We start from the raw sequence: 25,399 nt of genomic DNA on the forward strand, positions 1-25,399 counted from the left end.
TCCGACAAGCTAGGAAACCCTATAGGAAACCATAGTTGCTATTCGGGGTTTACCTCTAAGGTGACATAAAGACCAAAGGTTTCCTTGCGAATACCCTGCTCTTTAGACGGCATTTCAAGCTCCGCTTCTAGTAAGTACAAACCGGGTTGCGGCCAAACAACGCTAACACCACCGTCACTCGCCGTTATCAGCCTAATTGGGTTCCTATCATTGCGAAAACGCGTGTTATGAAAGGTGAGTACCACTGCACTGTGCTTTACCGGCTTACCATTATGTAACAATACAAATTTCCCAGGTTCACCCACAAAGAGCTCATTGGGGTGAGAAATAAATTTCAACTCCAACCCCTTACCCGTTGGAGTAATCGCTGATTGGCTAATATCATTACGCGTCACATAGGTTTCTACTCGATTGATCAGTTTCGTGCCGGAGATTTCGCTCGCATTTTTTGGTAAAAAAGTTTTAACCATTGCCAGTGTTCCAAATTCTCTTCCCCGCTTGCCGTTTTCGTCTTTATAAAACGTAAAATAAACTGGGTTCTGCTTTATCCCAAAACGATAAGTGCCCGATTCATCGAGTAGCACACTCACCACAGTTTTTCGCCCAAAATTTACCAAAGGCGAATCAAGGTTTTTCACCCCGGCTGGGGTTGTGACTTCCAACTGAGTAGAGCCCATAAGCTCGGTAATTATTGCCGCCCTTGGTTCACTGCTGTTCACCGAAGGTTTTTTATTCTCGGGTAAAAACAGCTCTTCAACCGGTGTTCCACCATAGGCGAAATCTGGATGAAAAAAATCATTGGATACACTCATATCAAAAGTAACAACTTCCGCTTGCGCACCGGACAAAATCGTATGGCTCGGCACAATCCAGCGGCCGTGCGCGGAGGCCAATAGCGGCGATAATGAGAGGCCCGCGACTAAAAATAGGTCTAAAATTCTGAATTTCATTGCTTGCCCTCTATAGTAATTGAAATCTCCCCTAACTCCGTTTGAGCGGGTATTGTTAACGTAGCCATTTGCCCAAGTGTGATTTTTTCGCGATGATAGCTACGCCCACCCTCCTCGCGAGAGGCCTCTATATTCAGGAAGTATTCGCCTGCAGGAACAGGCTGCCCCCCACTGGATTTACCATCCCATTGAATTCGATATCGCCCGGGTTTTCGTGTAGCCCCGGTAACACCATCAAGCTCAGCACCCGCATTGCGGCCCACTTTTCTCCACCACTGGCGCAGGTCCTTAAGCCAAGTATCTCGCTCGTGCCAAATAGCCAGTGTGGTAATTGCCTTACGTTCCGGGGTTTCCAGCCAAACAGCAACATAGGGTTTATGGTAGGGATTGGCCTGCAGTGCTGGCACCTCTATGGATATCTCCATGGTCGCACTGTGAGCCACCGACACAGCCGTTAGCCCAATAGCGAATAACACTATGGCAATAATTAAAAATTCATTTTTCATCCGACTTTTCATCCGACTCTAGGAACTCCTGCAATATAAATAATGAGGGGCGTCACTGAACCCGCGATCAGGAGCCAGGTTGCAGTCCCTCGTTGTCGTCGATTTTGAAACAAAACAACCAAACCCGTTAACGCAAATAGAATCATGAGCAAGGCCGACAAATCGATCACCCAAGACCAAACAGCGCCGGTATGCCGCCCTTTATGCAGGTCATTGATGACGGCCAGCCAATCACCTTGCCGGTAATCCAGCACTAGCATTTGCGATTCAACAGAAATTACAGCTGTGGCGTAACCAGCAGGTAAGTCGAAGTCGATTATCAACTCACCCATTTCCACATCGGCCTCCACTGACTTCGCCTTGGGCATATGCCCATATCCATGGAGGCCCGCAAGTATTTGCTCTAACGGTTTGCTGCCTTTACCCTGGGCAATACTGTCCAGTTCGGCTTGAGTGAACCCAACACCAAATTCCGTCAATGCTATTTCAATCTGTTCATCTGTATGCTGACCACCAAAAATATCTAGGTGATTCAAAAAGAACCCGCTTAAACAGAAGAACATCAACAACGTAAATAGCGCTGTTGAACTATAAATATGCAGTAACCTGCAATAGTAATAAAAACTTTTACGTGTATTCTTCTTTCGATTGTATGTCATAGCAGAAAAGGGCCAATTACTTGGCCCCCAACATTAAAAAGCGTATGTAATTGTGGCTTTGACGTTTCGGCCAGGCTCATAATCCTGTAAATACAGTTGACCAAAACGTGGGTGAACGGATAAACCTGTTCGCGAAGATTGAGATGCGTAAAATTCGTCAAACACGTTATCAATACCAAATATCAGGTTTATCCCGTCGACCGCAGCAGGTCTCCAGCGCGCAGATATATTGTGGACAGTAAATCCATCTTTTGCGGTATCGAGGGTGGCACTATCCAAGGCTAATCCAGCATCTACATCCGTCACTTGCAACAAATCCCAGTGCAGCACAACATTCGCCGCCGATATACTGTAGTCGAGATTAATTGAAAGCGTATCGCCTTGCTGGCGATCCAAACGCGCACCATCCAAGTCGCTATAAAATTCATTTGACGATAGTTCACTTTCCGCTGACGAGTAGGTAACAAGCGCCGACAAACCACCTAGTTCATAACCCACATAGGCTTCAAAACCTTCGATAGCCATATCACCAATATTGTCTTTCCACGCACGACCACCGACTTCTGCTGGAGGCGGCGCATAGTCATAAATGTAACCGTTAATATCGGTTTGAAATAGTGTAAAGCCTGCAGAGAATCTGTCGGCGCCCAACGCAGCGACGGAATAAGCCAGAGACAATTCGGTATTCAAGCCTGTTTCAGCTTCAATATCGGGGTTAGCCGTATCACTCAAACCCGCCCCCACAAACACTTCACCAATTTCTGGGCCTTTGAACAGCTGAGTACCACTTAGCTTTAGTAATAGGCTATCAATAACTTGGTATTCGCCGGCCAAAGCTGTAGATACCTGGCTGAAGGTTTCGCTCACCACAACAGAATCGATGTCGAAACTGTCGTAACGTACCCCTGGAATGACGGCAAATTTATCGCCCAGAGAAATACGGTCTTGCAGAAACAAACCCAAATTGCTTGCCTGTTCACTGGATGCTTGCTCACCACCACCAATAGCTTCTGACAAGTAGCTTGTTTCGTAGCGTATTTGTTCACCACCCCAAGTCAACAGATGATTGCCCAGTTCAGTTTCGGCCAGAATATTCAAGCCAGAATTTTTTGCCATTCCGGTAACCGTTGCCGCACTTGCGGCGAAAGCTTCGTTATCGGCCCAACCGCTTTCATCACGAGTTAACTCACTTTCGTTGCTAAATAATGAAGCCCGCAGGTTTGTATGCTCGCCCCATTCCAGCAGATAGTTCAGCGTTAAGGTATCGCGCGTAAATTCTGTTGGCCAAAGCAGTGGTATTTCCAGCGAGTTAGTTATAGCCAAGTCTGTTGCAAGGCCCATGTCGGGGCGATAACTGTAATCGCCCTTATCGTTGTAGCTTTCGTACCCCAATTTAAATGTATGCCCAGGCGCAACCTCCCAGCCAACTTTAATCAAAGCATCGTAGAGATCGCCCTCCAAACCCCGCACGGTACCATCCGTGCCATCGATTACGGCGCCATTGGCATCCAATATTTCACTGCCGCCCACATCGTAATTTTTACGCGATACATCGTTGTAATACACCAACACATCCACACTCTCACCCAGCAAGCCATAACCAGTAAGAGAATAGTTTTGAGATGAATTAGTTCCGGCATGCAATTGCGCGCGACCACCAAAATTGCCGTTATTGACTAACAGGTCGCGGGCATTTTTGGTTTCAAAACGCACAGCACCACCCAAACCTCCATTCACAACAGAATTCGACCCTACTTCTACATCAACCGCGCTAAGAATATCGGCATGAATTTGCAGGTTACCCATATGGTGGTACATATAAGTATTTTGGTTGGCACCATCAATCGTTATGCGTAAATCTTTATCGTCCATACTGCGAATGGTAATTCGCTGGTTCAATGAGTGAGCACCGCCCACATCGACGCCTGGAATACTTCGCAAGAGGTCACTGATATGGTCTGCCTGCTTAATAGACAGCGCCTCCATATCCAAATTCAAGGACGACGCTTGAATTCTGGTACCCCAAATTAATGTTTCTTCAATATTGCCTTCCTCATTGCTCTCCTCCGCAATCGCGCCACTTGCAGATAACGCCATGAGCAACGCAGTTGAAACCAGCAAATAACTTCGCTGACACATAAAAACCCCCAAAAATAAATCGATAATCCTGCAATGGCACCCCTTGACGCCAATCTAAACGATTATAGTTCCCATTTAGATTGGCGTGCAAGTAGTATTTCTATTTTGATGCGAAGCGCCACTCATTCACGCTTGCACGTACGCCCACACAAACCCTAAAGCCAAGCCTTTAGGTTCCGCGCGCGGATATCGACAGAGGGAGGGGAAGAATATTGCAGAGTTTGCTGTTAGGGGCACAGCTAGGAGCATATGGCGACAGCGGCGACAAATAACAGCCATCTATGCTGCCCAGCAGTATGGCCATTAGCCGACGCGGGAGTAATACCTCTTGGTATTCAAATGCCTTTTACTTAACATCACAAATACAGTCATTAATACAGGCTAAACCGTTAGCTCTATTCGATTTCCTTCCGGGTCAAGCACAATGCTTTCATAGTACCCATCACCGGTTGTTCTGGGGCCGTCAAGTACGGCATACCCAGCACTACAGAGCCGGCTCGTCAGCCGGTCTACCTCAGCTTCGCAGCCAACAGACACAGCAAAATGAATAAGCCCGGTGTGCTGCTCTACCGGGTTGTGTGCACATTTTGGAATGGAATCCATCTGCATAATTTCCAGTCGTGCACCCGTATCAAAGCTTAAAAAATACGACTGAAATCCTTTTTTGGGGTTATGGTATTTTTGGTTTGCCCTGGCCTGAAAATAAGTTTCATAGAAAGCTTTTACACGCTCAATATCCTTTACCCAAATAGCAATATGCTCAATTTTCATCATTCATTCCGCAACGCACTTTGCATCAATTATACCCCCTGAACGTAAAAGACCCGCTAAATTGCAGGCCTTTAAGTACTCCGCCAACACCCTGTGGGTATCAAACAATACCAATTTTAAAATGCTTTGATTTAACCATAACCATGCACGGCCCTTGTTAGGGCGTAGCGCGCCAATTAAGCGTCCCATCAACAGTTTGCGAGCCTATCTGCACATCCTCAAACTGTAAATCGATTACATTCTCCAGTACTAGCGGTGTCTCCACTTTTTTCACATGAATGTTTTTGAAGGTCACCCCCTGAAGTGGCGCTCCGTCCGGTGCATGCACTTCCAAAAAAGTACCGACCTGCTCAACTTCAAAATTCTCAAAAACAATATCCCTATAGGTTGAGGGAAAATTACCACCCAAATTGCTTGGGTAATTTAGCTGGAACCAGAATAAATTCTTAAACGACTCCACCTTAAAATTACGTACGCGAATGTGCTCTACCAAGCCACCGCGATCCAAATTTGCCTTGAAACGAATAGCCGAGTCGCCTTTGCGTAAAATATTATCTTCGAAGAACACATTTTTAATGCCGCCCGACATTTCACTACCCAAACCAATACCATCTTCTCCACCCATATCATTATTGCGGACCACAATATTTTCGCTGGGTATCCCGACTGTTCTGCCGTCTAAATCACGACCCGATTTAACGACTACCGAATCATCGCCTGTGCGAAACAAGCTGTTTTCAACTAATACATACTGGCTGGACTCGATATCGATACCATCATTATTCGGGAAGTGGCTATCGACCTTAATATTTCGTACAGTAGCGTATTGGGTATAAACCAAATGGTTCACCCAAAAAGGCGCATTAACAATGGTGTAGTCCTCAAGCAGCACTCGCTCGGCACCAAAAAATTGTACAAAGCCCGGTCGCAAATATGTACCTTCGGCAAATACGCGCTTCTCCAGCGGAACACCGGTGAAGCCCATTTTTCGAATTTTTTCAACATCATTATTTTGTAGTTTATGCCATGTTTTAAAAACACTGTCGGCATTACCGTCCAGCGTACCGGTGCCGGTTATCGCAACATCGGTTACATTCGCCGCGTACACAAGCGGAGAATAGTGCATAAGCTCTGTACCCTCCCAGCGAGTTTTCACCACCGGCAGGTAATCGCTAGGCTCACTCGAAAACAGTAACCGAGCGCCCTCGGAGAGGTGTAGATCAATTTTACTGACCAAATGAATTGGCCCCTTTACCAGCCAAACGCCCTCGGGGATAACAATGCGCCCACCGCCTTTTTTACTGGCGGCATCCATTGCCGCTCTAATAGCAGGCAGAGCATCATTTTTTTCTCCAACAACAGCACCAAAGTCGGTAATAGTGAAGTTTTGTTCAGGGATCTGAGGGAGATCAATGGCTTTCACAATTTTTTTAGCCATCGCCCAGTCATCTTTCGCTACAGCGGAAGCGCTAGCAAATAAGCTCAGAATAATCGCGACGACCCATATTTTATTGGCGTGTAACATTGCTACCTCTTTTACTTATGATATTGTCTTGTCGATGCTAATTGGTCAGACCAGATATTGTCAATGCGCCTCTGCTTATAAAAATAAAGCCCTTGTCGTTCTGTTATATCTTGTGCCACAGCCATAATTCACTGTTCTATGTGGTAATACCAATTGTAGGTTTAAGCGAATGAAATACCTGAAAAATTTGCCATTAATACTCGCCATTACTCTGCTGTCCCCGCTGTTCAGCCTAGCCTGCGGTGCCGAATCGGCCAAAATCAAGCGGGCCCTAGGTGACTCGTGGGCAGAGCGTATGGCCCATTCTGACATGAATCGGAACCCCCAGACCTGGCAAATCGACTTTCGTACAACACCCAAATGGGGCTATACCCACAGCCTTATGCTCGGCGCCTTGGCGCGCCTGTACCAACAAACCGGTAACAACGATTACCTGGACTACATCAAAGGCTTTGACGATAAAATGGTAAGCGATGGCGGTGATATATACGGGTACCAACGCGAGCAATTCAATATCGACAAAATTAACCCCCGGTAAAGTGATGTTTTTCCTGCACGAGGAAACCGCCGAGAACAAATATAAAACCGTGATAGAAACCCTTGGAGGTCAATTTGAAGATCACCCCCCCCCACCCGTGAAGGCGGGTTTTGGCATAAAAAACGCTACACCTCGCAAATGTGGCTGGACGGGCTGTATATGGGCGCCCCCTTTTACGCCCAATACCCGGATACCTGCGAACCCACCTCACCACTGTTCGACGATGTACTGTTGCAATTCAGCCTCATAATGAAACACGCCCGCGACCCCAACATAGGCTTGCTCTGCCACGGCTGGGACGAGAGCAGGAAGCAACGCTGGGCCAACAAGACTGCCGCCCAGTCTCCGCACTTCTGGTCGTGAGGCCTTGGTTGGTTCACCATGGCGCTAGTCGATACAATTTAATTTTTCCCGCCCAACCACCCAGGAAGACAACAGCTACAGGCCCATTTAAAGCAGATTATGGATGCGGTCATTCCCTTTCAGGATAAAAAAACAAGGTTGTGGTACCAAGTAATTGATGCCGCTGGACGCGAAGGTAACTACTTGGAAGCAACAGGGAGCACGATGTTCGTGTATGTGCTGGCAAAGGCGGTAAACAAGGGATATTTAGCAAAGCCCTACAGGACCTTTGCCGAAAAAGAGTATCAGGATATTCTCGATCACTTGATTCGCGTCGACACGGACGACCAAGAAGTACATCTCACGCAAAACTGCGCGGTTGCGGGCTTGGGCGGCAAACCTTATCGTGACGGCTCCTTCGACTATTACATTTGCGAACCATTACGTGATATCGACCCCAAGCGTGTGGGCCCTTTTATTTTTGCGAGCCTTGAATTAAATCGATAAACAAGAGAACACAATGAACAACACTTTTTATACGCTATTGGTATTGTCCTGGGTGATACTCTCCGGTTGCGGTGAACAGCATAGCAATCAAATTCCCCTAGCCAACAATACTCCGACGAACAATACCCCGGTAAGCAATACCCTGGTAAACAAAGCAACCAGCACTGAAATCTGGCAGGCTGATTTGGAAAACGGTAACTACCAAAACCCGATTCTCTATGCCGATTATTCGGACCCCGATGTGGTGCGCGTTGGCGACGATTATTTTATGACCGCCTCCAGCTTTAATAGCGCGCCAGGGCTGCCCGTGCTGCACTCTAAAGACATGGTGAACTGGACGCTTATCGGTCACGCACTCAACAAACTGGTGCCAGAAAATAATTTTGCTATTCCGCAACACGGTAACGGCGTATGGGCACCTAACATTCGTTACCACAATAACAAAGTTTGGATTTTCTACCCCGACCCCGACTACGGCATTTATATGCTACAAACCGAAGACCCATTTAAGGGCTGGAGTGAGCCAAAACTGATTTTGCCGGGCAAGGGTATTATCGACCCTACCCCGATGTGGGACGACGACGGACAAAGCTACCTGTTACACGGCTGGGCGAAAAGTCGCTCGGGTATAAATAATATTCTTACGCTACACAAAATGAGCGCCGACGGCACACAGGTAGAGGCCGAAGGTGAAACCATTATTGACGGCCATAAACTTGAAGGCTACCGCACGCTCGAAGGGCCAAAATTTTACAAGCGCAACGGTTATTACTACGTTTTCGCACCCGCTGGAGGCGTACCGGTCGGCTGGCAAGCCGTATTTCGCGCTAAAAACATCTACGGCCCCTATGAACACAAAAGTGTTATGGAGCAGGGTACAAGCCTAACCAACGGCCCCCATCAAGGCGCCTGGGTGACCACGCAAACCGGTGAAGACTGGTTCTTCCACTTTCAGTCCAAACTCGCGCATGGCCGTATTGTGCACCTGCAACCTATGCAGTGGGTAAATGACTGGCCGGTAATCGGCGAGGACAAAAACCGCGACGGTGTTGGTCAGCCCGTTACCCAACATAAAAAACCCAATGTTGGCGCTATCTATCCGATTAAAATTATTCCCACTTCCGACACCTTCGATTCACCCGATTTGGGCAAGCAATGGCAATGGGCTGCCAATTATAAAAACGAGTGGTACTCACTCACTGATCGCCCCGGCTATTTGCGCCTGTTCGCACAAACCGACGTAGACCCTGAAAACAATAATTTATGGATGGCCCCCGCCGTTCTCTTTCAAAAAATTTCCGGGCCGAAATTTATTGCCGAAACCACCATTGAAATACCCGAAAGCTTTAGCAAAGGCAGTACCGGATTAATGATTTTTGGTGAAGACTACGCCTGGGCAGGCATTAAATTCAATGAACAACTACAGGCCTATGAGCTGGGTTACGCCTATTGCCACAACGCACGCACAGGTTGTGGAGAAGGCTTTAGGGTTGAGAAGACATTTACAGAAAAAACACTTTCGCTGCGTGCCAGCTGGTTCGAAGGCGGCGGCGTCGTTTTCAGCTATTTAGACAGCACCGGTCGCTACAAAGGCATAGGTGAGCTATTTCAAGCACGAAGAGGCCGCTGGGTAGGCGCAAAGATTGGCCTATTTGCTCGTACCAGCGAGCAGGACCCCACTGCCCCCAATAAGCTAGACTCAGGCAACTATATTGACTACTCGGGGGTTCGAATTTACAAAGCCGATTAAACCCAATCGGCGCCAAACATCCAAATCATCAAAGTCCGGCGAACAGCCGGGTTTTTTTGCGGCTCAAAAAAGCTATCCACCTGTAATATAGGCTTTATAAGCTACCATTAAGCAGGGCATTGACCTCTATCAACGGTATGAATACCCAACACGAGTAAAGTGACACCTGTCAATTTTTGAATCAAATATTCCACACACTAATAGGAACACGACAATGAAGAACCGTTGGCTGATTGCCGCCTCCGCAGTAGGCGTTCACGCCTCCATTGGCTCTGTTTACGCTTTCAGTGTATTCAAAAAGCCCCTAGGCAACCTAATTGAAACTGCCTCGAACAACGAAATTGCCATGACATTCAGCTTGGCAATCTTCTTCCTGGGCTTGTCGGCCGCCATTATGGGGCACTTTGTTGAAAAGCACGGCCCACGGAAATCCGGCATGCTCGCGGCCAGCTTCTTTGGCGGCGGATTACTGATTGCAGGCCTCGGCGCCAGCATGGAAAACCTCTATGTTATCTGGCTTGGCTACGGTGTACTCGGCGGCATTGGCTTGGGTATTGGCTATATCACCCCGGTATCCACATTAGTTAAATGGTTTCCAGACCGTCGCGGTTTAGCAACAGGTTTGGCGATTATGGGCTTTGGTTTCGGTGCCATGATCGGTGGCCCGGTGTTTAACGCCATTATTGAACACTTTGGTGTTCAGAACGGCGGTATTGCTAACACTTGGTACATTATGGGTGTGGTTTACTTGATTGTGATGTTTGCTTCCGCCTCTTATCTAGAGCGCCCACCCGAAGGTTGGATGCCAGAAGGCATGAAAGCCGCTGTTGCCGCCGGCACAAAGAAAATTACCGCCGACCTTACTCAGCAAACCGCCAACGAAGCCGTTAAAACCGCTCCATTCTGGGGCCTCTGGATAATGATGTTTATCAACATCACCTGCGGTATTGGTGTTATTTACTCCGCATCTCCATTGGCACAGGAATCCATTGGTCTAACAGCTGCTCAAGCCGCTGCGGTTGTAGGGCTTATGTCTTTGTTTAACGGTTTAGGCCGTATCGGTTGGGCGTCACTTTCCGACTACTTAGGCCGCGGCAACACGTACATGGCCTTCTTTATTCTGCAGATAGTTTTATTTTGGGCACTGCCGAATATCACTAGCGTAATTTTGTTCCAGATTGTTCTGTACACCATCCTCACTTGTTACGGCGGTGGCTTTGCGACTTTGCCAGCCTTCATCGGCGACCTGTTTGGTACTAAGCAGTTGGGTGCGATACACGGTTACGTGTTAACCGCTTGGGCAATGGCCGGTCTTGCTGGCCCACAGATCAATGCTTACCTAAGAACCGTAACGGGCTCCTATGAAACAACTCTGTATATCTTTACTGGATGTTTCGTCGTAGCACTGGCTGTATCTCTCATGATGAAGGTCTACATTGCTCGCGCAACCGACAGAATTGAGGCTGAAAAAGACGTAGCGCTGGCCGAAGCGGCAAGCTAAATCCACCTTCGTTAGTTTCTTGCGAAACTCCGCTACACCCTTCGCCTTTGGGGTTAGCGGAGTCGAGCACATCGACCGTTACCACTGCAATCCGCGCTCAAAACCTCCTTACCGTTATTCAGTCCTCGCGCCTAATTCCCCCAGTAAAACTAAGTGCTTTCGCCATTTCTAGCATGTAATTTACGCTGTACATTACGCTAGCCCCTGCTTTCGCACATCATCGCTTCCCTTCCCAAGTCATACGCCAGTAACACCGCTACCATTATTTGTAACCATTATTCCCAAGTTTCGTTCAATAAAATGTCATATATCAACTAACTATAAAAACGCGGACTAAGCTACGCCCGCCTATAGAAGAATTTTGTCTTTAGAAGCTTTTTTTTATATTCCCGGCCGAACTAGATCTACACTTATATTAACGCTTAGACCGATGCCCAGAAAAAGGACTTACCATTATGAGAAACAAAGATGCATTGATTATTGCCAATAGCTTGCTGTGTGAGATTCGCCTACTACTTAATCAAGAAAAATTCGATCAGGCGCAACGCGTAGCCGAAATCGGACGCATACTACCCACGGACGAAGGAAACTACACTCGTGAAGCACTCGTTTACGACAGGCTGTTCGAGTATGTGAATGAGCATCCCGACCGACAGCAACTCCTGCATTTTCATGAGCTTGTTAATATTCAAACGGATCTGGCCAAGAGCGCCTGACACCATATTTCCCCCACTAACTTGAACTAACCTGATTAATTCAGTAAAAACAAGTAAGCGGCGCCTACCGCTCTTCAGGGTGCCGTTTTTTTTGTGCTCACAAGTCAGGAGATATCTAATCGAACCTAAGGGCACCTCTAAATCATCTATCAGCATTGCGTCGACCACAATTTCTTAGCTAAAAAAAGGCCCCCGCGAGATGGGCTATGAAAACGTGCGAGGAGGTCACTCAGAAAAAACGTATACCTTAGCTATAAATTTGCCTGAAAACCTAAAGTCACTCGACGCTCGTAAAAATAGGTGCCATCTACATTTTTTTCCCACTGATGATAGGTTTCAATGTACTCTTCAGTCAGGTTGGTTGCCTGCAAAGACACTTTATACCTTTCACTGAATTCGAAGGAAAATGAGGCATCAAGATAGTTCGTTGGCGCCGTCCAGTACGCGAAACGGTAATCTCCCTCGTACTTAACACCATTGAACATTTTGCCGCGGTAATTGTGCGCTATACGCGCCTGTATGCCCCCGGCCTCATACCACAGAGATACGTTAGTTTGATGCTCGGAATTACCTGTACCGGGTAGCGCCTCACCATAAAAATCGAGGTCGCTGCTAGTACTGGGAGAATAGGCATAATTGGTATCCACACCAAAATCACCCCAGAAGCCCTCGGCAAAATCAAATGACTGCCGATAATTAAGCTCTACGCCCCAAGTGTGAGAAGCCTCTTGGCGGGTAGTGGTGGTTTGAATAGGCACATAATCCAGAAAAGATTCGCTATCCAGATCAAACCCACATACTTCACCATCGCTGTCGGTAATCTCATCACGGTTGACTAAGCTGGTTTCGAAACCGGTATTTTGCTGAATCCAAAACGCGCCTGCGCTAAACATGCTGGAGTCGCTGAAATACCACTCGGAGGAAATCTCTGCATTGGTATTACGGTTCGGCTCCAACAACGGGTTACCCTGCTGGCCGCCACCCGTAGCACAAAATATACGTGCCCCGAGGCATCGCGTAAATCGCAATTGGCCGTCCGGTTTACGCTAAGGCCACCACCCAGCATATCGGTATTGTGAGTGGAGACTGTTTTGGTAATAGAGGTACGCAGAATCTGGTTGTCTGACAAATCCAGCGCAAGGTTAATCGCTGGCAGGAAATCGCTGTACTTGTTAACTGTACTCACTTCCGCACCCACTGGCTGCACAATGCCGGGGCCAATGAGAAATTCCTGGCCATTGAACACAGCGGACTGCCCCTGAAGCGCCTCGCTTTGAACAATATCAAACTCAGTTTCGATATACCGAAAGCCAATATTTCCCCGGTAACTCATACCCCCTAGCTCGCCATCAACATTGGGCGCTGTAAACGTTAAGGGTGTTGCTGTCCAATCGGAGGCCTCAACCGATGCTCCTCGGGTTTGCTCCCAAATGGCCGTTTGCCCATCGACGGTGCCAACAAGACGGCCATTCAGCGACACCTCACTACCCGGAACAAGCTCACCGCCATCTCCGGCGATAACCTCCAGCGGCCTTGTTTCTAACGTGTATTCAACTTGGTCCGTATTCAATTTTGCCTCTTCTGCGCAGGCTGTAGTCACCCCGGCTAGGGCGGCGGAAAATAATAGTCAGCGAACCAGATTTATCATTTTTATATTTTGCATTCATCACCTCCTAGTCAGGCTTCAACTGGGGTTTTTGTGTTTATAACGGCTATACCCGCAAATATCTTCAGGTGTCCAATTAAGAATTTGAACCTACTCACGGCACGGAATGTAACGTGTTACATTCCGACATCAAAACAACCCCTGCTTGGCACAAGAATAATTATGGGGGTTTTGATGAAATTCATAAGACTTTCGGTACTACTTCAGTAATCGTCATATCTATTTTTGTAACCGATTACATTCATTACCGTAAGGCTATCCGATCCCTTTACAAATGGCAACCCGGCTCATCGCATGAATTCACAGGTAAAAAACAACACTTTTACCGCCATTTTTACGGTTATTTCCAGAGTAGTCCGAGCCCGGCATTCACCCCCCCTAAAACGGATGATTGCTATTCTACTGCTATATTGCTTATTATTTGCCAGCTTTTAGTCAACAGGACAATAAGATAATGACCAACCTATTTTCGCGCTTGCCCTTGGCACTCATGCTCGTGCTACTTTGCTCATGTTCGGAGGTGGAGCCTCAGGCGCCTGCCTCGGCCATACTGCCCTACCAAAACACCGCGCTAGAGGTAACCGAGCGAGTAGATGATTTGGTGACCCGAATGTCGCTCTCGGAAAAAATTAGTCAACTCTACAACGATGCTCCAGCAATAGAACGATTAGGCGTACCGGCCTACGATTGGTGGAACGAAGCACTTCACGGTGTGGCCAGAGCCGGTAAGGCAACGGTTTTCCCGCAGGCGATTGGTCTAGCGGCCACCTTCGACGAACAGCTATTAAACGACGTTGCTACGGTGATATCCGATGAAGCGCGAGCCAAGCACCATTACTTCGTAGAGAATAACCAGCGAGTGCGCTATACAGGCCTCACATTTTGGTCGCCCAACGTGAATATTTTTCGCGATCCACGCTGGGGACGTGGCCAGGAAACCTACGGCGAAGACCCTTACCTAACCGGTCGCCTCGCCATCCAATTCATTAAAGGTTTGCAGGGCGAACACCCTCAGTATTTAAAATCGGCGGCCATGGCTAAGCACTACGCGGTACACAGTGGCCCGGAAAAATCGCGTCATTCCGACGACTACCAACCAACGCCAAAAGACCTGTACGAAACCTACCTACCAGCATTTGAAGCGGCTGTTAAAGAAGCCAAAGTAGAATCGATTATGTGTGCATACAACCGGGTAAATGGACAGCCCGCCTGCGGCAGCGACCCGTTACTCAAAGACATACTGCGCGGCGACTGGGGTTTTAGTGGCCATGTAGTCTCAGATTGCGGGGCACTGGCCGACTTTTATGGGCGCGAAGATCACGCCGTTATTCATTCACCCGCCGGTGCGGCCGCCTGGGCGCTAAAAAGCGGAACCGACCTGAATTGCGGGACTCAGCGCTATAGCACTTACCATAATTTGGATTTTGCCCTGCAGCGAGAAATGGTTGCCATGGCCGACATTGATAACGCGGTAAAGCGATTGTTTACCACTCGCTTTAAACTCGGCATGTTCGACCCAGCAGAACAAGTGCCTTGGTCGAATACACCCATTAGCAGCGTTGGCGCTGCCAGCCACTTACAACTTACGCAAAAAGCCGCTGAGCGATCATTGGTGCTGCTTAAAAACGACGGCGTACTGCCACTGCAAAAAGGTACCCGCGTTGCTGTCATTGGCCCTAACGCCACTAACCCTTCTATCCTTGTCGGAAACTATCACGGAGATCCCATTCACCCTGTTTCACCCCTCGAAGGCATTCGCCAGTTCGCAGGCGCCAACAACGTTAGTTATGCCCCAGGCTCGCCTTTAATCGCCGATCAATATGGCCATTACAGCGTAGTAGATGAAAAACAACTGTTTCATCTAAACGAAAAAAACCAAATTACCCCCGGATTAAAAGCCGATTACTACAAGGCTGACCGCAAACAGGCTCGTGACGATTTTCGTGAACCATTCGACCAGCTCGCAGCACGGGTGGGCGAACCCGCATTCAGTCGCATAGATCCAACCATCGATTTTTTCTGGCAGCGATCACCGGTAGATAATCAGGTGCGTGGCGAATTTGGCGTTAACTGGCAAGGTCTACTGATGCCAAGCAAATCAGGTCAATACTTATTTAAAAACGATAAAGGTATCAATATTCTTATTAACGGCGAACATGTTGATGGCCCTATCAACCTCAACGCTGATGAACAATACACGCTACAGGTTTACCGCACGTTCTTACGAACAGAATGGGGAAACCCTATAGAGCCATCAATTCAATTACGCTGGGTAAATACATCGGAAAACTTTTTAGCCAATGCGGTGACAGCCGCACGCAAGGCCGACGTCATTATTTTCACCGGCGGTATTTCCGCTGAGCTAGAAGGTGAAGAAATGCCCGTTGTGCTCAATGGCTTTGACGGCGGCGACCGTACCCATCTGCAACTCCCTGCCGAACAACGCAATCTACTGCAAGTACTACGCGCACTCGACAAACCCATCGTAATGGTCAATTTTAGCGGCAGTGCCATGGCATTAAACTGGGAAGATCAACACCTGAATGCCATCGTTCAAGCGTTCTACCCAGGAGAAGCAACAGGCAGCGCACTTGCGAACTTACTCTGGGGAGAATTTAACCCCTCTGGCCGGCTACCCGTTACCTTCTATAAAAACGTAAACGATTTACCCGATTTTAAAGACTACAGCTTCAATAACCGAACCTATCGCTACTTTAAAGGTGATGTGCTCTACCCATTCGGCCACGGGTTGAGCTACACCCAATTCGAATATCGCAACCTTCAATTACCGAGTACGCACTCTTCGAGCAAAGCTTTAACGTTAAGCGTTGAGTTACACAATACGGGTAAAAAGGCAGGAGCAGACGTTATACAGCTTTACTTGAGTATGCCCGACGCACCGGTCAACACACCCATTCGATCACTCACCCGCTTTAAACGTGTGGAACTCGACGCAGGGGGCCAAACCTCACAAGTCTTTACCGTCAGCCCCAAACAGCTTCGTTACATTGACAACGAGGGTATTTCACAACCCTACAAAGGAAAACTGCACATCAGCATTGGTTCCGGTCAACCCGGAACTGTTGCAGCCACACAAATTGCCCAAGCCAAGATTGAAGTGAACTAAAAATGAAGACAGCAACCCGAACACGCTTACAGCTATTAATTTTTGTCGCAGCCTGCTGCGTTAGCCACTTTGCTTGTGCGCAATTCTATTTTGAGAACAACGATGGTTATCGACTTTGGCAAAAATACGACACCATAGAAGACAAGGTCACACGCCAACAAATGCGCGAAAAGCTCAAAACGCTGAATATTAGCGGCAATTCCGCCACAACAAAGATTATTCGCGAAGAATTAAAGTACGCACTAACGGGTTTACTCGGGCACCCGCCTCGCTTAAGTCAAAAGCTTGAAGACCAACAGCTCATTATCGGTACTCCTGAAACACTACCGAAAAAGGTCTACAGTCAGCTCAACCCTCTAGAGAAGCTTGGAGAAGAAGGCTATAGAATTCGCAGCCTGACCGTACAGGGCAAAAACTTAACGGTCATTATTGGAAATAGCGATACCGCCATACTTTACGGCACTTACCACCTGCTACGGCTGATCCAAACGCATACGAATATTTCAGCGCTGAATATTACCGAAATCCCCAAAATAGATATTCGTGTACTCAACCACTGGGACAACCTCGATCGCCATGTAGAGCGCGGCTACGCGGGCGAATCGATTTGGGATTGGCACAAATTACCCGATTATAAATACCAGCGCTACTACGACTATGCACGGGCCAACGCATCTATTGGTATCAACGGCACAGTACTAAACAATGTAAACGCCAACCCCGATATTTTGCGCCCAGAATATTTGCAGAAGGTGGCTGCTCTGGCAGAAGTATTCCGCCCTTACGGTATTAAAGTGTACCTCTCGATAAACTTTAGTTCGCCACACATTATTGGCGGGCTAAAAACCTCAGACCCCCTTAATTCAGAAGTCGCGCAATGGTGGAAATCTAAAGCGGATGAAATTTATCAGCTGATTCCCGACTTCGGCGGCTTTCTGGTAAAAGCCAATTCCGAAGGACAACCCGGCCCCGGGGACTTCGGCCGAACCCATGCGGAGGGAGCCAACATGCTTGCTGACGTGCTAGAACCTCATGGTGGCATAGTCATGTGGCGAGCCTTTGTTTACGCCAACGAAAAAAATGAAGAACGCAGCAAACAGGCTTATTCGGAATTCAAACCGCTGGATGGCCAGTTCCGCAAAAATGTTTTGGTCCAATCTAAAAACGGTCCCATCGACTTTCAACCACGAGAGCCCATTAGCCCTTTGTTTGGTGCAACACCCCAAACACCCATCATGATGGAATTTCAAATCACCCTGGAATATCTGGGCCTTAGTACTCACCTTGTGTATTTAGGTCCGCTGTACGAGGAAGTATTAAACACCGACACTGGCGCCAAGGGTAAAGGTTCCACCGTTGGTAAAATTATCGACGGCTCGCTATTTAACAACACCATTTCAGGTATGGCAGGTGTCGCCAATATTGGCAGTGACCGAAACTGGACCGGCCATATTATGTTGCAGTCCAACTGGTATGTGTTTGGCCGTTTGGCATGGAATCATGAGCAAACAGCTAAAGATATCGCCAACGACTGGATTCGCATGACATTAACCAACGACCACGAAACCGTAAACACCATTTCAAATATGATGATGGCTTCACGAGAAACCACCGTGAACTACATGACCCCTCTCGGGCTCCACCATATTATGGGTACCGGACACCACTACGGACCTGGCCCTTGGGTAAACAACCTGGGCCGCGACGACTGGAACCCCGTTTATTATCATCGTGCCGACAGCCAAGGCATAGGCTTTAACCGGTCGGCCACTGGCGTAAATGCTATTGAGCAATACCACCCTGAGCTACGTCAACTTTACGCAAAGCCAGAAACAACGCCAGACGAATTTTTATTGTGGTTCCATCATCTACCTTGGGAATACAAAATGAAATCGGGGAAAAGCCTTTGGGATGAATTAACACATCACTATTACCAAGGTGCAGAAAATGTAAAACAGATGCACAAAGAATGGCTGAAGCTCGAAAGCAAAATAGACCCTCACCCGTTTAACCAAGTGAAAATGGCCCTTGAGATTCAAGAGCAAGAAGCCATCTGGTGGCGCAATGCCTGCGTGCTATATTTCCAGCAATTTTCTCGATTACCTATTCCTAGTGGCCTAGAAAAACCACAAGGTACTCTGGCGGAGTACAAAGCCGCACAATTCCCCTATGCACCAGGGCAGGGTGGGTAACCACAAAAAAGGCGAGCAACACGCTCGCCTTTTTCGGTGAAACCCGCTGTTTTTTTAAACCTCAGCAGGGTCAATCACGCGCACGTTACGCCAACCGTCGGCGTGTGCTGTATTGATGAGCACAGGGGTATCCTTTGCCAGCTTGCCGATAACATTTTTCTTGGCACCCTTGGTACTCACGGGCGACTCACGAAGATTGAAGCTTTTATCTAGCGTAACTATTTCGCCCGACTCTCCTTTTTCCAAAAATATCCAGCCACCCTTGCCAGCAACATATAGCGTTATAACCGCGTGCTTTTCCACAGCTTCAGAAGCGCTTGGCAGCATTTTAAAAACGGAGCCAACCTCAACGTCAGCTCTCACTTCGCGCACAACGTTCAATCTGAAGCCTTTACCAACTAGGTCGGCCATGGCCTGTTGGTAGGGTTTTTTGAGTACATCGGGGATACCAACCTTATCCGCAACCACGCGCACGGTCGCCGTGCTAAAACGCTTTGTAGTGGAGCCAGAGACGGGGGTAATGCTCAGTACCGTGCCAGCTTCGCCGTCTGCATGTTCAACATACACCAACCCAACAGACACCTGCTTTTCTTTCAACTGGTGGCGCACCAAATCCAGAGGTTGCCCCACAAGCTGTTCTGGCATTTGCACCCACGACCAGTAGTTTTGGTAGCCGTAATAACCGCCACCAATAATTGCAGCTACAAACGCAATAGCAACCACAGGTTTTAGTGCGGAAAAAAACTTTTCAACGTTAAACGGTTTTCGACGTTTACCTGCTGCACGCGCAACATTTTTGTCTTCAAGAATAGCGGCGGCTAAATTTGCCATACCCTTTTCAAAATTTTCAAAAAATTCAATACGCTGTAAACTGGCAATGCGCATAGGCACTTCGCACAGCTCCAGCATCACCGGAATAATGTGTTTACCCTTATCCAGTGCATAACTCCACTCGTCACCAACATTGGGCGATTCTACTGAAGCGGGTGAAAGCACGACCAAAATAATACGGCTTTCCTGTATACCCTGTTCGATTTGAATGTCCCAACGCGAACCAGTGCCTATATCGTCCTGATCTATCCAGACATCAATACCCCGCCGCTCCAACGATTTCCTTATTTTAAATACCGTTTCTTCATCCCTACGGGAATAACTGAGAAATACCTGCGCCATTGTGTACCTCCATCGATGTATCCATACGTGTGGGAACAGCATAAATCTCATGAATGACAAATGTCTAGTTAATATGCTAATGGTTTTCACGCTTAGTAAAGCCAGAATTAAAACCACGTACCACCCGTGACGCTCGCATCAACACAAGGAATAGGTGACAAACAATAGGAGGTAGGCTCACAGGAAGAGGGGCTTTTAGATGTACCCCTCGAAACAATCAATACCGCTGCCACAATTAAATTGACTATCGGCTCAACGATTCTCGTAAACTGGTTACTGGTTACTGAAAGCTCGTGCAGCGATTGCAATGTGCGTCAATTTAGCGTTTCGGCTTTCGAAAGGATTATGCTGCCCAACCCCTCTTTAGATAGTAATGCATTTAAACGTATACCCGATCGTTCTATTAACTCAACATCAAGCCTGTATATTTCGCATATGACAAATTTCTCTACATGGCTCGTTTACACTACTATGGAGGTTATTGTTTGCTCACCACGTAAACTCAATCACCTAAAATAAACCCGATACAAATTATTTCATACGCTTTTTCCGGTTCACTCAAGGTTCCAACCAATGAAAAAAGTGGCGCTATTGCCTATCAGTTTAATCGGGCTACACTCCTGCTCAACCAACCAATACCAGCAGCCACAGGGTGGAGATTTGGCCAAGCTTGCCTTTAAGCAATACTCCGTAGAGGCACCGACGCTATTGCTGGTGAGCCAATGCCAACGTTAAACATTGGAACCCTCCAATGCGAAGCAAGCTGTTGTGGCAAAAGAAATGAATGTAGACGCCGAACACATACTCGGCATTGGCATTAGTTATAGTTGGCATGGAAAAAAATGATGCCCCCAGGCCCTGCACCCGATTTATTTGCAAGCTCAACACAAAGGGTAAATACGTTAAAAGAAATTGAGCACTGTGATGCCGAATTTTACTTCACGCCACAAACAGACAAAAATTATAAAGTGCTTTACGCCGTTTTGGGTAACAGCTGTATTATTAAGGTAATGCGCGTGGTACGTGAACCAGGCGCACTGAAAGAAAAACTTTACAAGGTAGAACCCGAGATACCACCACAATGTCATTCATTCAAACTAAAGGGCACATCTAATAATTGATTTTAGCCTCTGCGTCGTCTGGCAAACTTTAGTGTAAGACGGACGGCATAGAGGAAGGCTGACCATCTTTTCAAGCAGGCCAACGCCACAATAAGGCATACTAAGCCACGCCCTTCCTAGCGTTTGATACACGCACACGTACCTATAGCGTACAACCCAATAAATTTAGACACTTATCATTGTGGTTTGGTATGTCCGAGGGCAGCAATAGCGTGATAGCATTTTTTCTTTTTGTAATCGCGGTCGAACAGTAGCGGGTAATTGGTTCTACCAATAACGGGGAAATCATTTTTCCAGCTCTCGCCGTCACCAACGCCCCAAAAAGTTACGCGATCAATTTTATCTCGGTGCTTCAAGAACAGCTTAAAAAATTGCACATAACGCTCTACCATAAGCTGCTCCACGTCCATGGGCAGGCCGTTGGGGTAAGGGTTCAACTCTTTAGAATATTCAAACCGTGTCGAAATTTCTGCACCAACATGTTCCCAAGCCACCGGCAATACATCCATATCCAGCTCGGTAATATGGATACGCATACCCTCTGCGGCAAAGGCCTCAATACTTTGTTCGAATTGGTCAATATTGGGAAACGATAAACCAACATGGCTTTGCAATCCAACACCATGAATCGGCACGCCTCGCTTCTTCGCGCGACGAATATAGCTCAGTAATTGCTCACGTTTATGAGGCTGATCCATATTGTAGTCGTTATAAATTAAATGGGCCTTAGGGTCAGCATCATGGGCACAATTAAACGCCCTATCGATATACCCCTCACCCAAAATATTGTACCAATGGCTTTTCCGCCACGCTTTGCCGCCATCAATAGCTTCGTTAACCACATCCCAGGCATGAATGCGCCCTTTATAGCGGTCGACATAGGTTTGAATATGAGCCTCCATCAACCCCGCTAAATCCTTACGCGAACGGAGGTCGCCATTAGGCTTGCTGAAAACCCACTCGGGTGTTTGTGCATGCCACACCAACACGTGCCCCACGCGATAGGCATTTAGCTTTTCACCTAGCGCAACAAATCGGTCCACATTCTCCCAGCGCCATACGCCCTCTTGGGGCCGCACCGCCTCCCACTTCATGCTGTTTTCCATGGTAAGCGCATTAAACTCACGGCCAATACGTGACATATAGCGGGGTTCAGCTTCGCGAATTTTACGGCCACTCAAGGCTGTACCAATATAAAAGTCATCTTTAAATTGGTCTTTCAGCCCAAACTCCGACGCAGCTTTTCCCCAAGCAATAGCTTTTAGTGATGCAAAGGAAGTCGTTGCAGCGGCAGCATGAATTAGAAATTGTCTGCGGGTAAGCGTCATATGTACGATAGCGAATAAATAGTTAGAGCTGAGGGTTTGAGCTTAAAAGGGCCCGGAGCATAGACACACCGGGCCATTTTGATCGCACAGGGCTGGGTTACTCACCCGCCTCTTCTGCAGGCGCGGCCGCGTCGATCAGCGGCTTAAGCTCACCGCTTTCGCTCATCTCGGTAATAATGTCGCAACCACCAACCAACTCACCGTTCACCCAAAGCTGGGGAAATGTTGGCCAATTGGCATACTTTGGTAGATTCGCACGAATCTCAGGGTTAGACAGAACATCGACATAAGCAAAACGATGACCACAGGCCATAACCGCTTGTGAAGCTTTCATGGAAAAGCCACACTGAGGGGCGTTGGGCGAGCCCTTCATGAAAAGGATAACGGTATTGTCTTCAATCTGCTTTTTGATGCTTTCCATGACATCCATGGGCTTAAACCTCGCTTATTAACCTACTGAATTAGTCGGGTATTGTACCCTAGCCGCCCGCGCCTTCCTACCTCTATTGCCACGGTGCAACCGGCCAGGAGACAGCGCCTTAAACCGCACACGTTGCGTGCGTAGGTAAGAATACCTCCCAAAGAACTCGATTCACTGATCTTCGTCAGTAAAACTAACGTTAAATTTCATCTTCGAGCCTTTCACCCAAAATTCACACTATGCTGCGTAAAAACGCACTTCACCTCGCTATTTTACAAAACAAAGTTTTGTTTATAGAATGCTCGTTTATCAGGCAGCCGTAGCTGCCTGTTTTGTTTTGGGGAGTTACAAATGTCGGTGTCTACGCTTATGAACACTTATGGAGAAAGAACCACGACCCTCACTAAGGGTGATGGCGCTTACCTGTGGGATACTGAAGGCAACCGCTATCTTGATGCTTTATCTGGAATAGCCGTTTGCGGGCTCGGCTACAACCACCCTGCCGTAACGCGCGCTATTTGCGAGCAAGCAGAAAAGCTTGTGCACTGCTCTAACCTGTACCTTATCGAACCACAACAAAAACTCGGTAATCTACTCGTAGAACTTTCCGGCATGGAAAAAGTTTTCTTTTCCAATTCTGGCGCTGAAGCGAATGAAGCCGCATTAAAGATCGCTCGAAAATACGGTCAACAAAAAGGCATTAGCCACCCCGAGGTCATTACCGCCGATAATAGTTTTCACGGCCGTACTATGGCAACCCTCTCGGCGACCGGCAACGTAAAAGTTAAAGCCGGGTTTGAACCCTTGGTAAGCGGTTTTACTCACGTCAATTACAACGATATTGATGCAATTAAAGCCGCAGCAACGGTAAACACCGTCGCTATTTTGGTCGAGCCTATACAAGGCGAAGGCGGCGTTAATGTCCCTGCCGACGATTACCTGAATCAGTTGCGGGCGCTGTGCGACGAAAACGATTGGTTGCTGATGCTCGACGAGATACAAACGGGCAACGGTAGAACGGGGAAGTTTTTCGCCTATCAACACAACAACATCCTTCCCGATGTTGTAACCACAGCAAAAGGCCTTGGTAACGGCGTACCCATTGGCGCTTGCCTAGCACAGGGAAAAGCCGCAGAAATACTGCAACCGGGCAACCATGGCTCCACCTTTGGCGGTAACCCGTTAGTGTGTAACGCCGCACTCGCAGCCACCACCGCACTCGTTGAAGACAAGCTGATAGCGCGCGCAGCACACTTGGGCGAAACACTGCTAAACAGCTTTAGCGATGCCCTAGCAGGCTCGAAAAATGTTGTCGATATTCGCGGCAAAGGCCTAATGATAGGTATTGAGTTAAATAGGGACTGCCCTGAATTGGTAGCAAAAGCCAAAGCAAGAGGCCTTCTTCTAAATGTAACCGCTGGCAGCACCGTAAGGTTGCTACCACCACTGATTATTTCTGACCAACAGGCACAAGACATTGTGCAAACTGTTGTGGCGCTCATTTCAGAGTTTTAATGCTATGGCTACAAGACACTTCCTCACACTTCTCGACCTTTCTCTAGAAGAGCTTAATAGCATTATTGACAATGCTATTAAACAAAAAGCGGCGCATAAGAAAGGCGCGGTTTTCGAACCCTTCAAGAACCAAGTACTGGGTATGATTTTCGAAAAATCATCGACCCGTACGCGGGTTTCATTTGAAGCAGGCATGACCCAGCTCGGTGGCAGCGCCATATTCCTTTCGTCGCGCGACACACAACTTGGGCGGGGCGAACCGATCGAAGATTCAGCCAGAGTGCTCTCGCGCATGGTCGACATGATAATGATCCGCACTTTCGCGCATGAAAATATTGAGCGCTTTGCTCAATATTCACAAGTACCGGTTATTAACGCGTTAACCGATAGCTACCACCCGTGCCAATTGCTAGCCGACATTCAAACCTACGTAGAGCACCGTGGTAGCCCTAAAGGCAAAAAAGTGGCATGGATAGGCGATGGCAACAATATGTGTCATTCCTACATTAACGCTGCGCGCCTGTGTGATTTCGAGCTTAACATAGCCTGCCCAGAAGGCTTCGAACCTGACGCCGACTTAGTTGCGGCTAACAACACCCGCGTAAAGATTGTACGCGACCCTGCTGAAGCCATAAAAGGTGCCGACTGGGTAGTGACAGATGTTTGGGCCAGTATGGGCCAAGAACAAGAACAGCAACTTCGCGAAAGCCAATTTAAAGGCTATCAAGTTAATCACGAACTCATGAAGCATGCTGCTCCAGGGGCTATTTTTATGCACTGCCTCCCGGCACACCGCGGCGAAGAAGTCAGCCATGAACTGATGGAAGACGACACAATTTCAGTTGTGTGGGACGAAGCAGAAAACCGATTACACGCACAAAAAGCGCTGATGTGTTTCCTAAAAGAGAGCAGCCAATAGGGCTGCCCTCTGTTCCAACTTTTTGTTTATGCC

Annotated in this window: 19 protein-coding genes and 1 pseudogene; 9 read left to right on the forward strand and 11 right to left on the reverse strand. The window is 47.8% G+C overall.

Features of this window, described 5'->3' with window-relative positions:
* Nucleotides 1-38: 38 nt before the first annotated feature.
* The 6 genes from H5336_RS05865 to H5336_RS05890 all read right to left on the reverse strand — a co-directional run bounded on the left by H5336_RS05865 (nt 39) and on the right by H5336_RS05890 (nt 6,550).
* Nucleotides 39-950, reverse strand: coding sequence for a DUF4198 domain-containing protein (locus tag H5336_RS05865; RefSeq protein ID WP_185232304.1), 912 nt, complete (start codon nt 948-950; stop codon nt 39-41).
* Nucleotides 947-1,456 carry a DUF2271 domain-containing protein gene (locus H5336_RS05870; RefSeq protein ID WP_185232306.1) on the reverse strand — a complete coding sequence of 170 codons (510 nt, stop codon included), beginning with the start codon at nt 1,454-1,456 and terminating at the stop codon, nt 947-949. Before H5336_RS05870 ends, H5336_RS05865 begins: the two co-directional genes overlap by 4 nt.
* A gap of 8 nt (nt 1,457-1,464) precedes the next feature.
* Nucleotides 1,465-2,115 carry a PepSY-associated TM helix domain-containing protein gene (locus H5336_RS05875; RefSeq protein WP_185232309.1) on the reverse strand — a complete coding sequence of 217 codons (651 nt, stop codon included), beginning with the start codon at nt 2,113-2,115 and terminating at the stop codon, nt 1,465-1,467.
* Nucleotides 2,116-2,148: 33 nt separating this feature from the next.
* A complete protein-coding gene (locus H5336_RS05880; protein ID WP_221627990.1) occupies nt 2,149-4,254 on the reverse strand; it encodes a TonB-dependent receptor domain-containing protein in 2,106 nt (701 codons plus the stop codon).
* Nucleotides 4,255-4,635: 381 nt separating this feature from the next.
* Nucleotides 4,636-5,028, reverse strand: a complete 393-nt coding sequence (locus H5336_RS05885) for a VOC family protein (RefSeq protein WP_221627991.1) — start codon at nt 5,026-5,028, stop codon at nt 4,636-4,638.
* A gap of 154 nt (nt 5,029-5,182) precedes the next feature.
* Complete coding sequence (locus tag H5336_RS05890; protein WP_185232311.1) at nt 5,183-6,550, reverse strand: glycoside hydrolase family 28 protein; 1,368 nt, start codon at nt 6,548-6,550, stop codon at nt 5,183-5,185.
* Nucleotides 6,551-6,845: 295 nt separating this feature from the next.
* Between H5336_RS05890 and H5336_RS22905 the strand changes: the two are divergent.
* The 4 genes and pseudogenes from H5336_RS22905 (at nt 6,846) to H5336_RS05910 (ending at nt 11,904) form a co-directional block, all read left to right on the forward strand.
* A pseudogene (locus tag H5336_RS22905) lies at nt 6,846-7,937 on the forward strand (glycoside hydrolase family 88/105 protein).
* Between the two features lie 13 nt (nt 7,938-7,950).
* Nucleotides 7,951-9,687 (forward strand): glycoside hydrolase family 43 protein, encoded by a 1,737-nt coding sequence (locus H5336_RS05900; RefSeq protein WP_185232313.1) that lies wholly within the window; start codon nt 7,951-7,953, stop codon nt 9,685-9,687.
* A 214-nt stretch (nt 9,688-9,901) separates the two neighbouring features.
* The gene (locus H5336_RS05905; protein ID WP_185232315.1) at nt 9,902-11,188 is read left to right on the forward strand and encodes an L-lactate MFS transporter; all 1,287 of its coding nucleotides are present in this window, start codon (nt 9,902-9,904) and stop codon (nt 11,186-11,188) included.
* 455 nt (nt 11,189-11,643) lie between these two features.
* Entirely contained in the window at nt 11,644-11,904 is a 261-nt protein-coding gene (locus H5336_RS05910; protein ID WP_246439039.1) for a hypothetical protein, read from the forward strand.
* Between the two features lie 251 nt (nt 11,905-12,155).
* On the opposite strand, the gene H5336_RS05915 is transcribed toward H5336_RS05910, so the two are convergent.
* Nucleotides 12,156-12,797: a hypothetical protein gene (locus H5336_RS05915; RefSeq protein WP_185232317.1), complete on the reverse strand. Its 642-nt coding sequence runs from the start codon at nt 12,795-12,797 to the stop codon at nt 12,156-12,158.
* Nucleotides 12,740-13,474 (reverse strand): hypothetical protein, encoded by a 735-nt coding sequence (locus H5336_RS05920; protein ID WP_185232319.1) that lies wholly within the window; start codon nt 13,472-13,474, stop codon nt 12,740-12,742. The genes H5336_RS05915 and H5336_RS05920 overlap by 58 nt, the downstream gene beginning before the upstream one ends.
* Nucleotides 13,475-14,024: 550 nt before the next feature.
* On the opposite strand from H5336_RS05920, the gene H5336_RS05925 reads away from it, so the two are divergent.
* Nucleotides 14,025-16,697, forward strand: coding sequence for a glycoside hydrolase family 3 C-terminal domain-containing protein (locus H5336_RS05925; RefSeq protein WP_185232321.1), 2,673 nt, complete (start codon nt 14,025-14,027; stop codon nt 16,695-16,697).
* Nucleotides 16,698-16,699: 2 nt separating this feature from the next.
* Entirely contained in the window at nt 16,700-18,889 is a 2,190-nt protein-coding gene (locus tag H5336_RS05930; RefSeq protein ID WP_185232323.1) for an alpha-glucuronidase family glycosyl hydrolase, read from the forward strand.
* 54 nt (nt 18,890-18,943) lie between these two features.
* On the opposite strand, the gene H5336_RS05935 is transcribed toward H5336_RS05930, so the two are convergent.
* Entirely contained in the window at nt 18,944-20,062 is a 1,119-nt protein-coding gene (locus H5336_RS05935; RefSeq protein ID WP_185232325.1) for a TIR domain-containing protein, read from the reverse strand.
* A 573-nt stretch (nt 20,063-20,635) separates the two neighbouring features.
* Between H5336_RS05935 and H5336_RS05940 the strand changes: the two genes are divergently transcribed.
* Entirely contained in the window at nt 20,636-20,797 is a 162-nt protein-coding gene (locus tag H5336_RS05940) for a hypothetical protein (protein WP_185232327.1), read from the forward strand.
* 562 nt (nt 20,798-21,359) lie between these two features.
* On the opposite strand, the gene H5336_RS05945 is transcribed toward H5336_RS05940, so the two are convergent.
* Together H5336_RS05945 and grxD are read right to left on the reverse strand one after the other, a co-directional pair.
* Nucleotides 21,360-22,511, reverse strand: coding sequence for an endo-1,4-beta-xylanase (locus H5336_RS05945; RefSeq protein WP_185232329.1), 1,152 nt, complete (start codon nt 22,509-22,511; stop codon nt 21,360-21,362).
* A 97-nt stretch (nt 22,512-22,608) separates the two neighbouring features.
* Nucleotides 22,609-22,941 (reverse strand): Grx4 family monothiol glutaredoxin, encoded by a 333-nt coding sequence (gene grxD, locus H5336_RS05950; RefSeq protein ID WP_185232331.1) that lies wholly within the window; start codon nt 22,939-22,941, stop codon nt 22,609-22,611.
* A 342-nt stretch (nt 22,942-23,283) separates the two neighbouring features.
* Here grxD and H5336_RS05955 point away from each other — a divergent pair, with 342 nt between their 5' ends.
* Together H5336_RS05955 and argF are read left to right on the forward strand one after the other, a co-directional pair.
* Entirely contained in the window at nt 23,284-24,447 is a 1,164-nt protein-coding gene (locus H5336_RS05955) for an acetylornithine transaminase (protein ID WP_185232333.1), read from the forward strand.
* Nucleotides 24,448-24,451: 4 nt separating this feature from the next.
* A complete protein-coding gene (argF, locus tag H5336_RS05960; RefSeq protein ID WP_185232335.1) occupies nt 24,452-25,366 on the forward strand; it encodes an ornithine carbamoyltransferase in 915 nt (304 codons plus the stop codon).
* Nucleotides 25,367-25,399 lie beyond the last annotated feature (33 nt).

This window comes from Teredinibacter franksiae (assembly GCF_014218805.1).
Classification (GTDB): Bacteria; Pseudomonadota; Gammaproteobacteria; order Pseudomonadales; family Cellvibrionaceae; genus Teredinibacter; species Teredinibacter franksiae.

What these genes read in the sequence shown, in the direction of transcription:
- H5336_RS05890 (WP_185232311.1), bottom strand. Translation starts at nt 6,550, where the DNA reads ATGTTACACGCCAATAAAATATGGGTCGTCGCGATTATTCTGAGCTTA.
- H5336_RS05880 (WP_221627990.1), bottom strand. Translation starts at nt 4,254, where the DNA reads ATGTGTCAGCGAAGTTATTTGCTGGTTTCAACTGCGTTGCTCATGGCG.
- H5336_RS05910 (WP_246439039.1), top strand. Translation starts at nt 11,644, where the DNA reads ATGAGAAACAAAGATGCATTGATTATTGCCAATAGCTTGCTGTGTGAG.
- grxD (WP_185232331.1), bottom strand. Translation starts at nt 22,941, where the DNA reads ATGGATGTCATGGAAAGCATCAAAAAGCAGATTGAAGACAATACCGTT.
- H5336_RS05870 (WP_185232306.1), bottom strand. Translation starts at nt 1,456, where the DNA reads ATGAAAAATGAATTTTTAATTATTGCCATAGTGTTATTCGCTATTGGG.
- H5336_RS05925 (WP_185232321.1), top strand. Translation starts at nt 14,025, where the DNA reads ATGACCAACCTATTTTCGCGCTTGCCCTTGGCACTCATGCTCGTGCTA.
- H5336_RS05940 (WP_185232327.1), top strand. Translation starts at nt 20,636, where the DNA reads ATGAAAAAAGTGGCGCTATTGCCTATCAGTTTAATCGGGCTACACTCC.
- H5336_RS05885 (WP_221627991.1), bottom strand. Translation starts at nt 5,028, where the DNA reads ATGATGAAAATTGAGCATATTGCTATTTGGGTAAAGGATATTGAGCGT.
- H5336_RS05935 (WP_185232325.1), bottom strand. Translation starts at nt 20,062, where the DNA reads ATGGCGCAGGTATTTCTCAGTTATTCCCGTAGGGATGAAGAAACGGTA.
- H5336_RS05930 (WP_185232323.1), top strand. Translation starts at nt 16,700, where the DNA reads ATGAAGACAGCAACCCGAACACGCTTACAGCTATTAATTTTTGTCGCA.
- H5336_RS05955 (WP_185232333.1), top strand. Translation starts at nt 23,284, where the DNA reads ATGTCGGTGTCTACGCTTATGAACACTTATGGAGAAAGAACCACGACC.
- H5336_RS05945 (WP_185232329.1), bottom strand. Translation starts at nt 22,511, where the DNA reads ATGACGCTTACCCGCAGACAATTTCTAATTCATGCTGCCGCTGCAACG.
- H5336_RS05900 (WP_185232313.1), top strand. Translation starts at nt 7,951, where the DNA reads ATGAACAACACTTTTTATACGCTATTGGTATTGTCCTGGGTGATACTC.
- H5336_RS05865 (WP_185232304.1), bottom strand. Translation starts at nt 950, where the DNA reads ATGAAATTCAGAATTTTAGACCTATTTTTAGTCGCGGGCCTCTCATTA.
- H5336_RS05915 (WP_185232317.1), bottom strand. Translation starts at nt 12,797, where the DNA reads ATGTTTAGCGCAGGCGCGTTTTGGATTCAGCAAAATACCGGTTTCGAA.
- H5336_RS05905 (WP_185232315.1), top strand. Translation starts at nt 9,902, where the DNA reads ATGAAGAACCGTTGGCTGATTGCCGCCTCCGCAGTAGGCGTTCACGCC.
- argF (WP_185232335.1), top strand. Translation starts at nt 24,452, where the DNA reads ATGGCTACAAGACACTTCCTCACACTTCTCGACCTTTCTCTAGAAGAG.
- H5336_RS05875 (WP_185232309.1), bottom strand. Translation starts at nt 2,115, where the DNA reads ATGACATACAATCGAAAGAAGAATACACGTAAAAGTTTTTATTACTAT.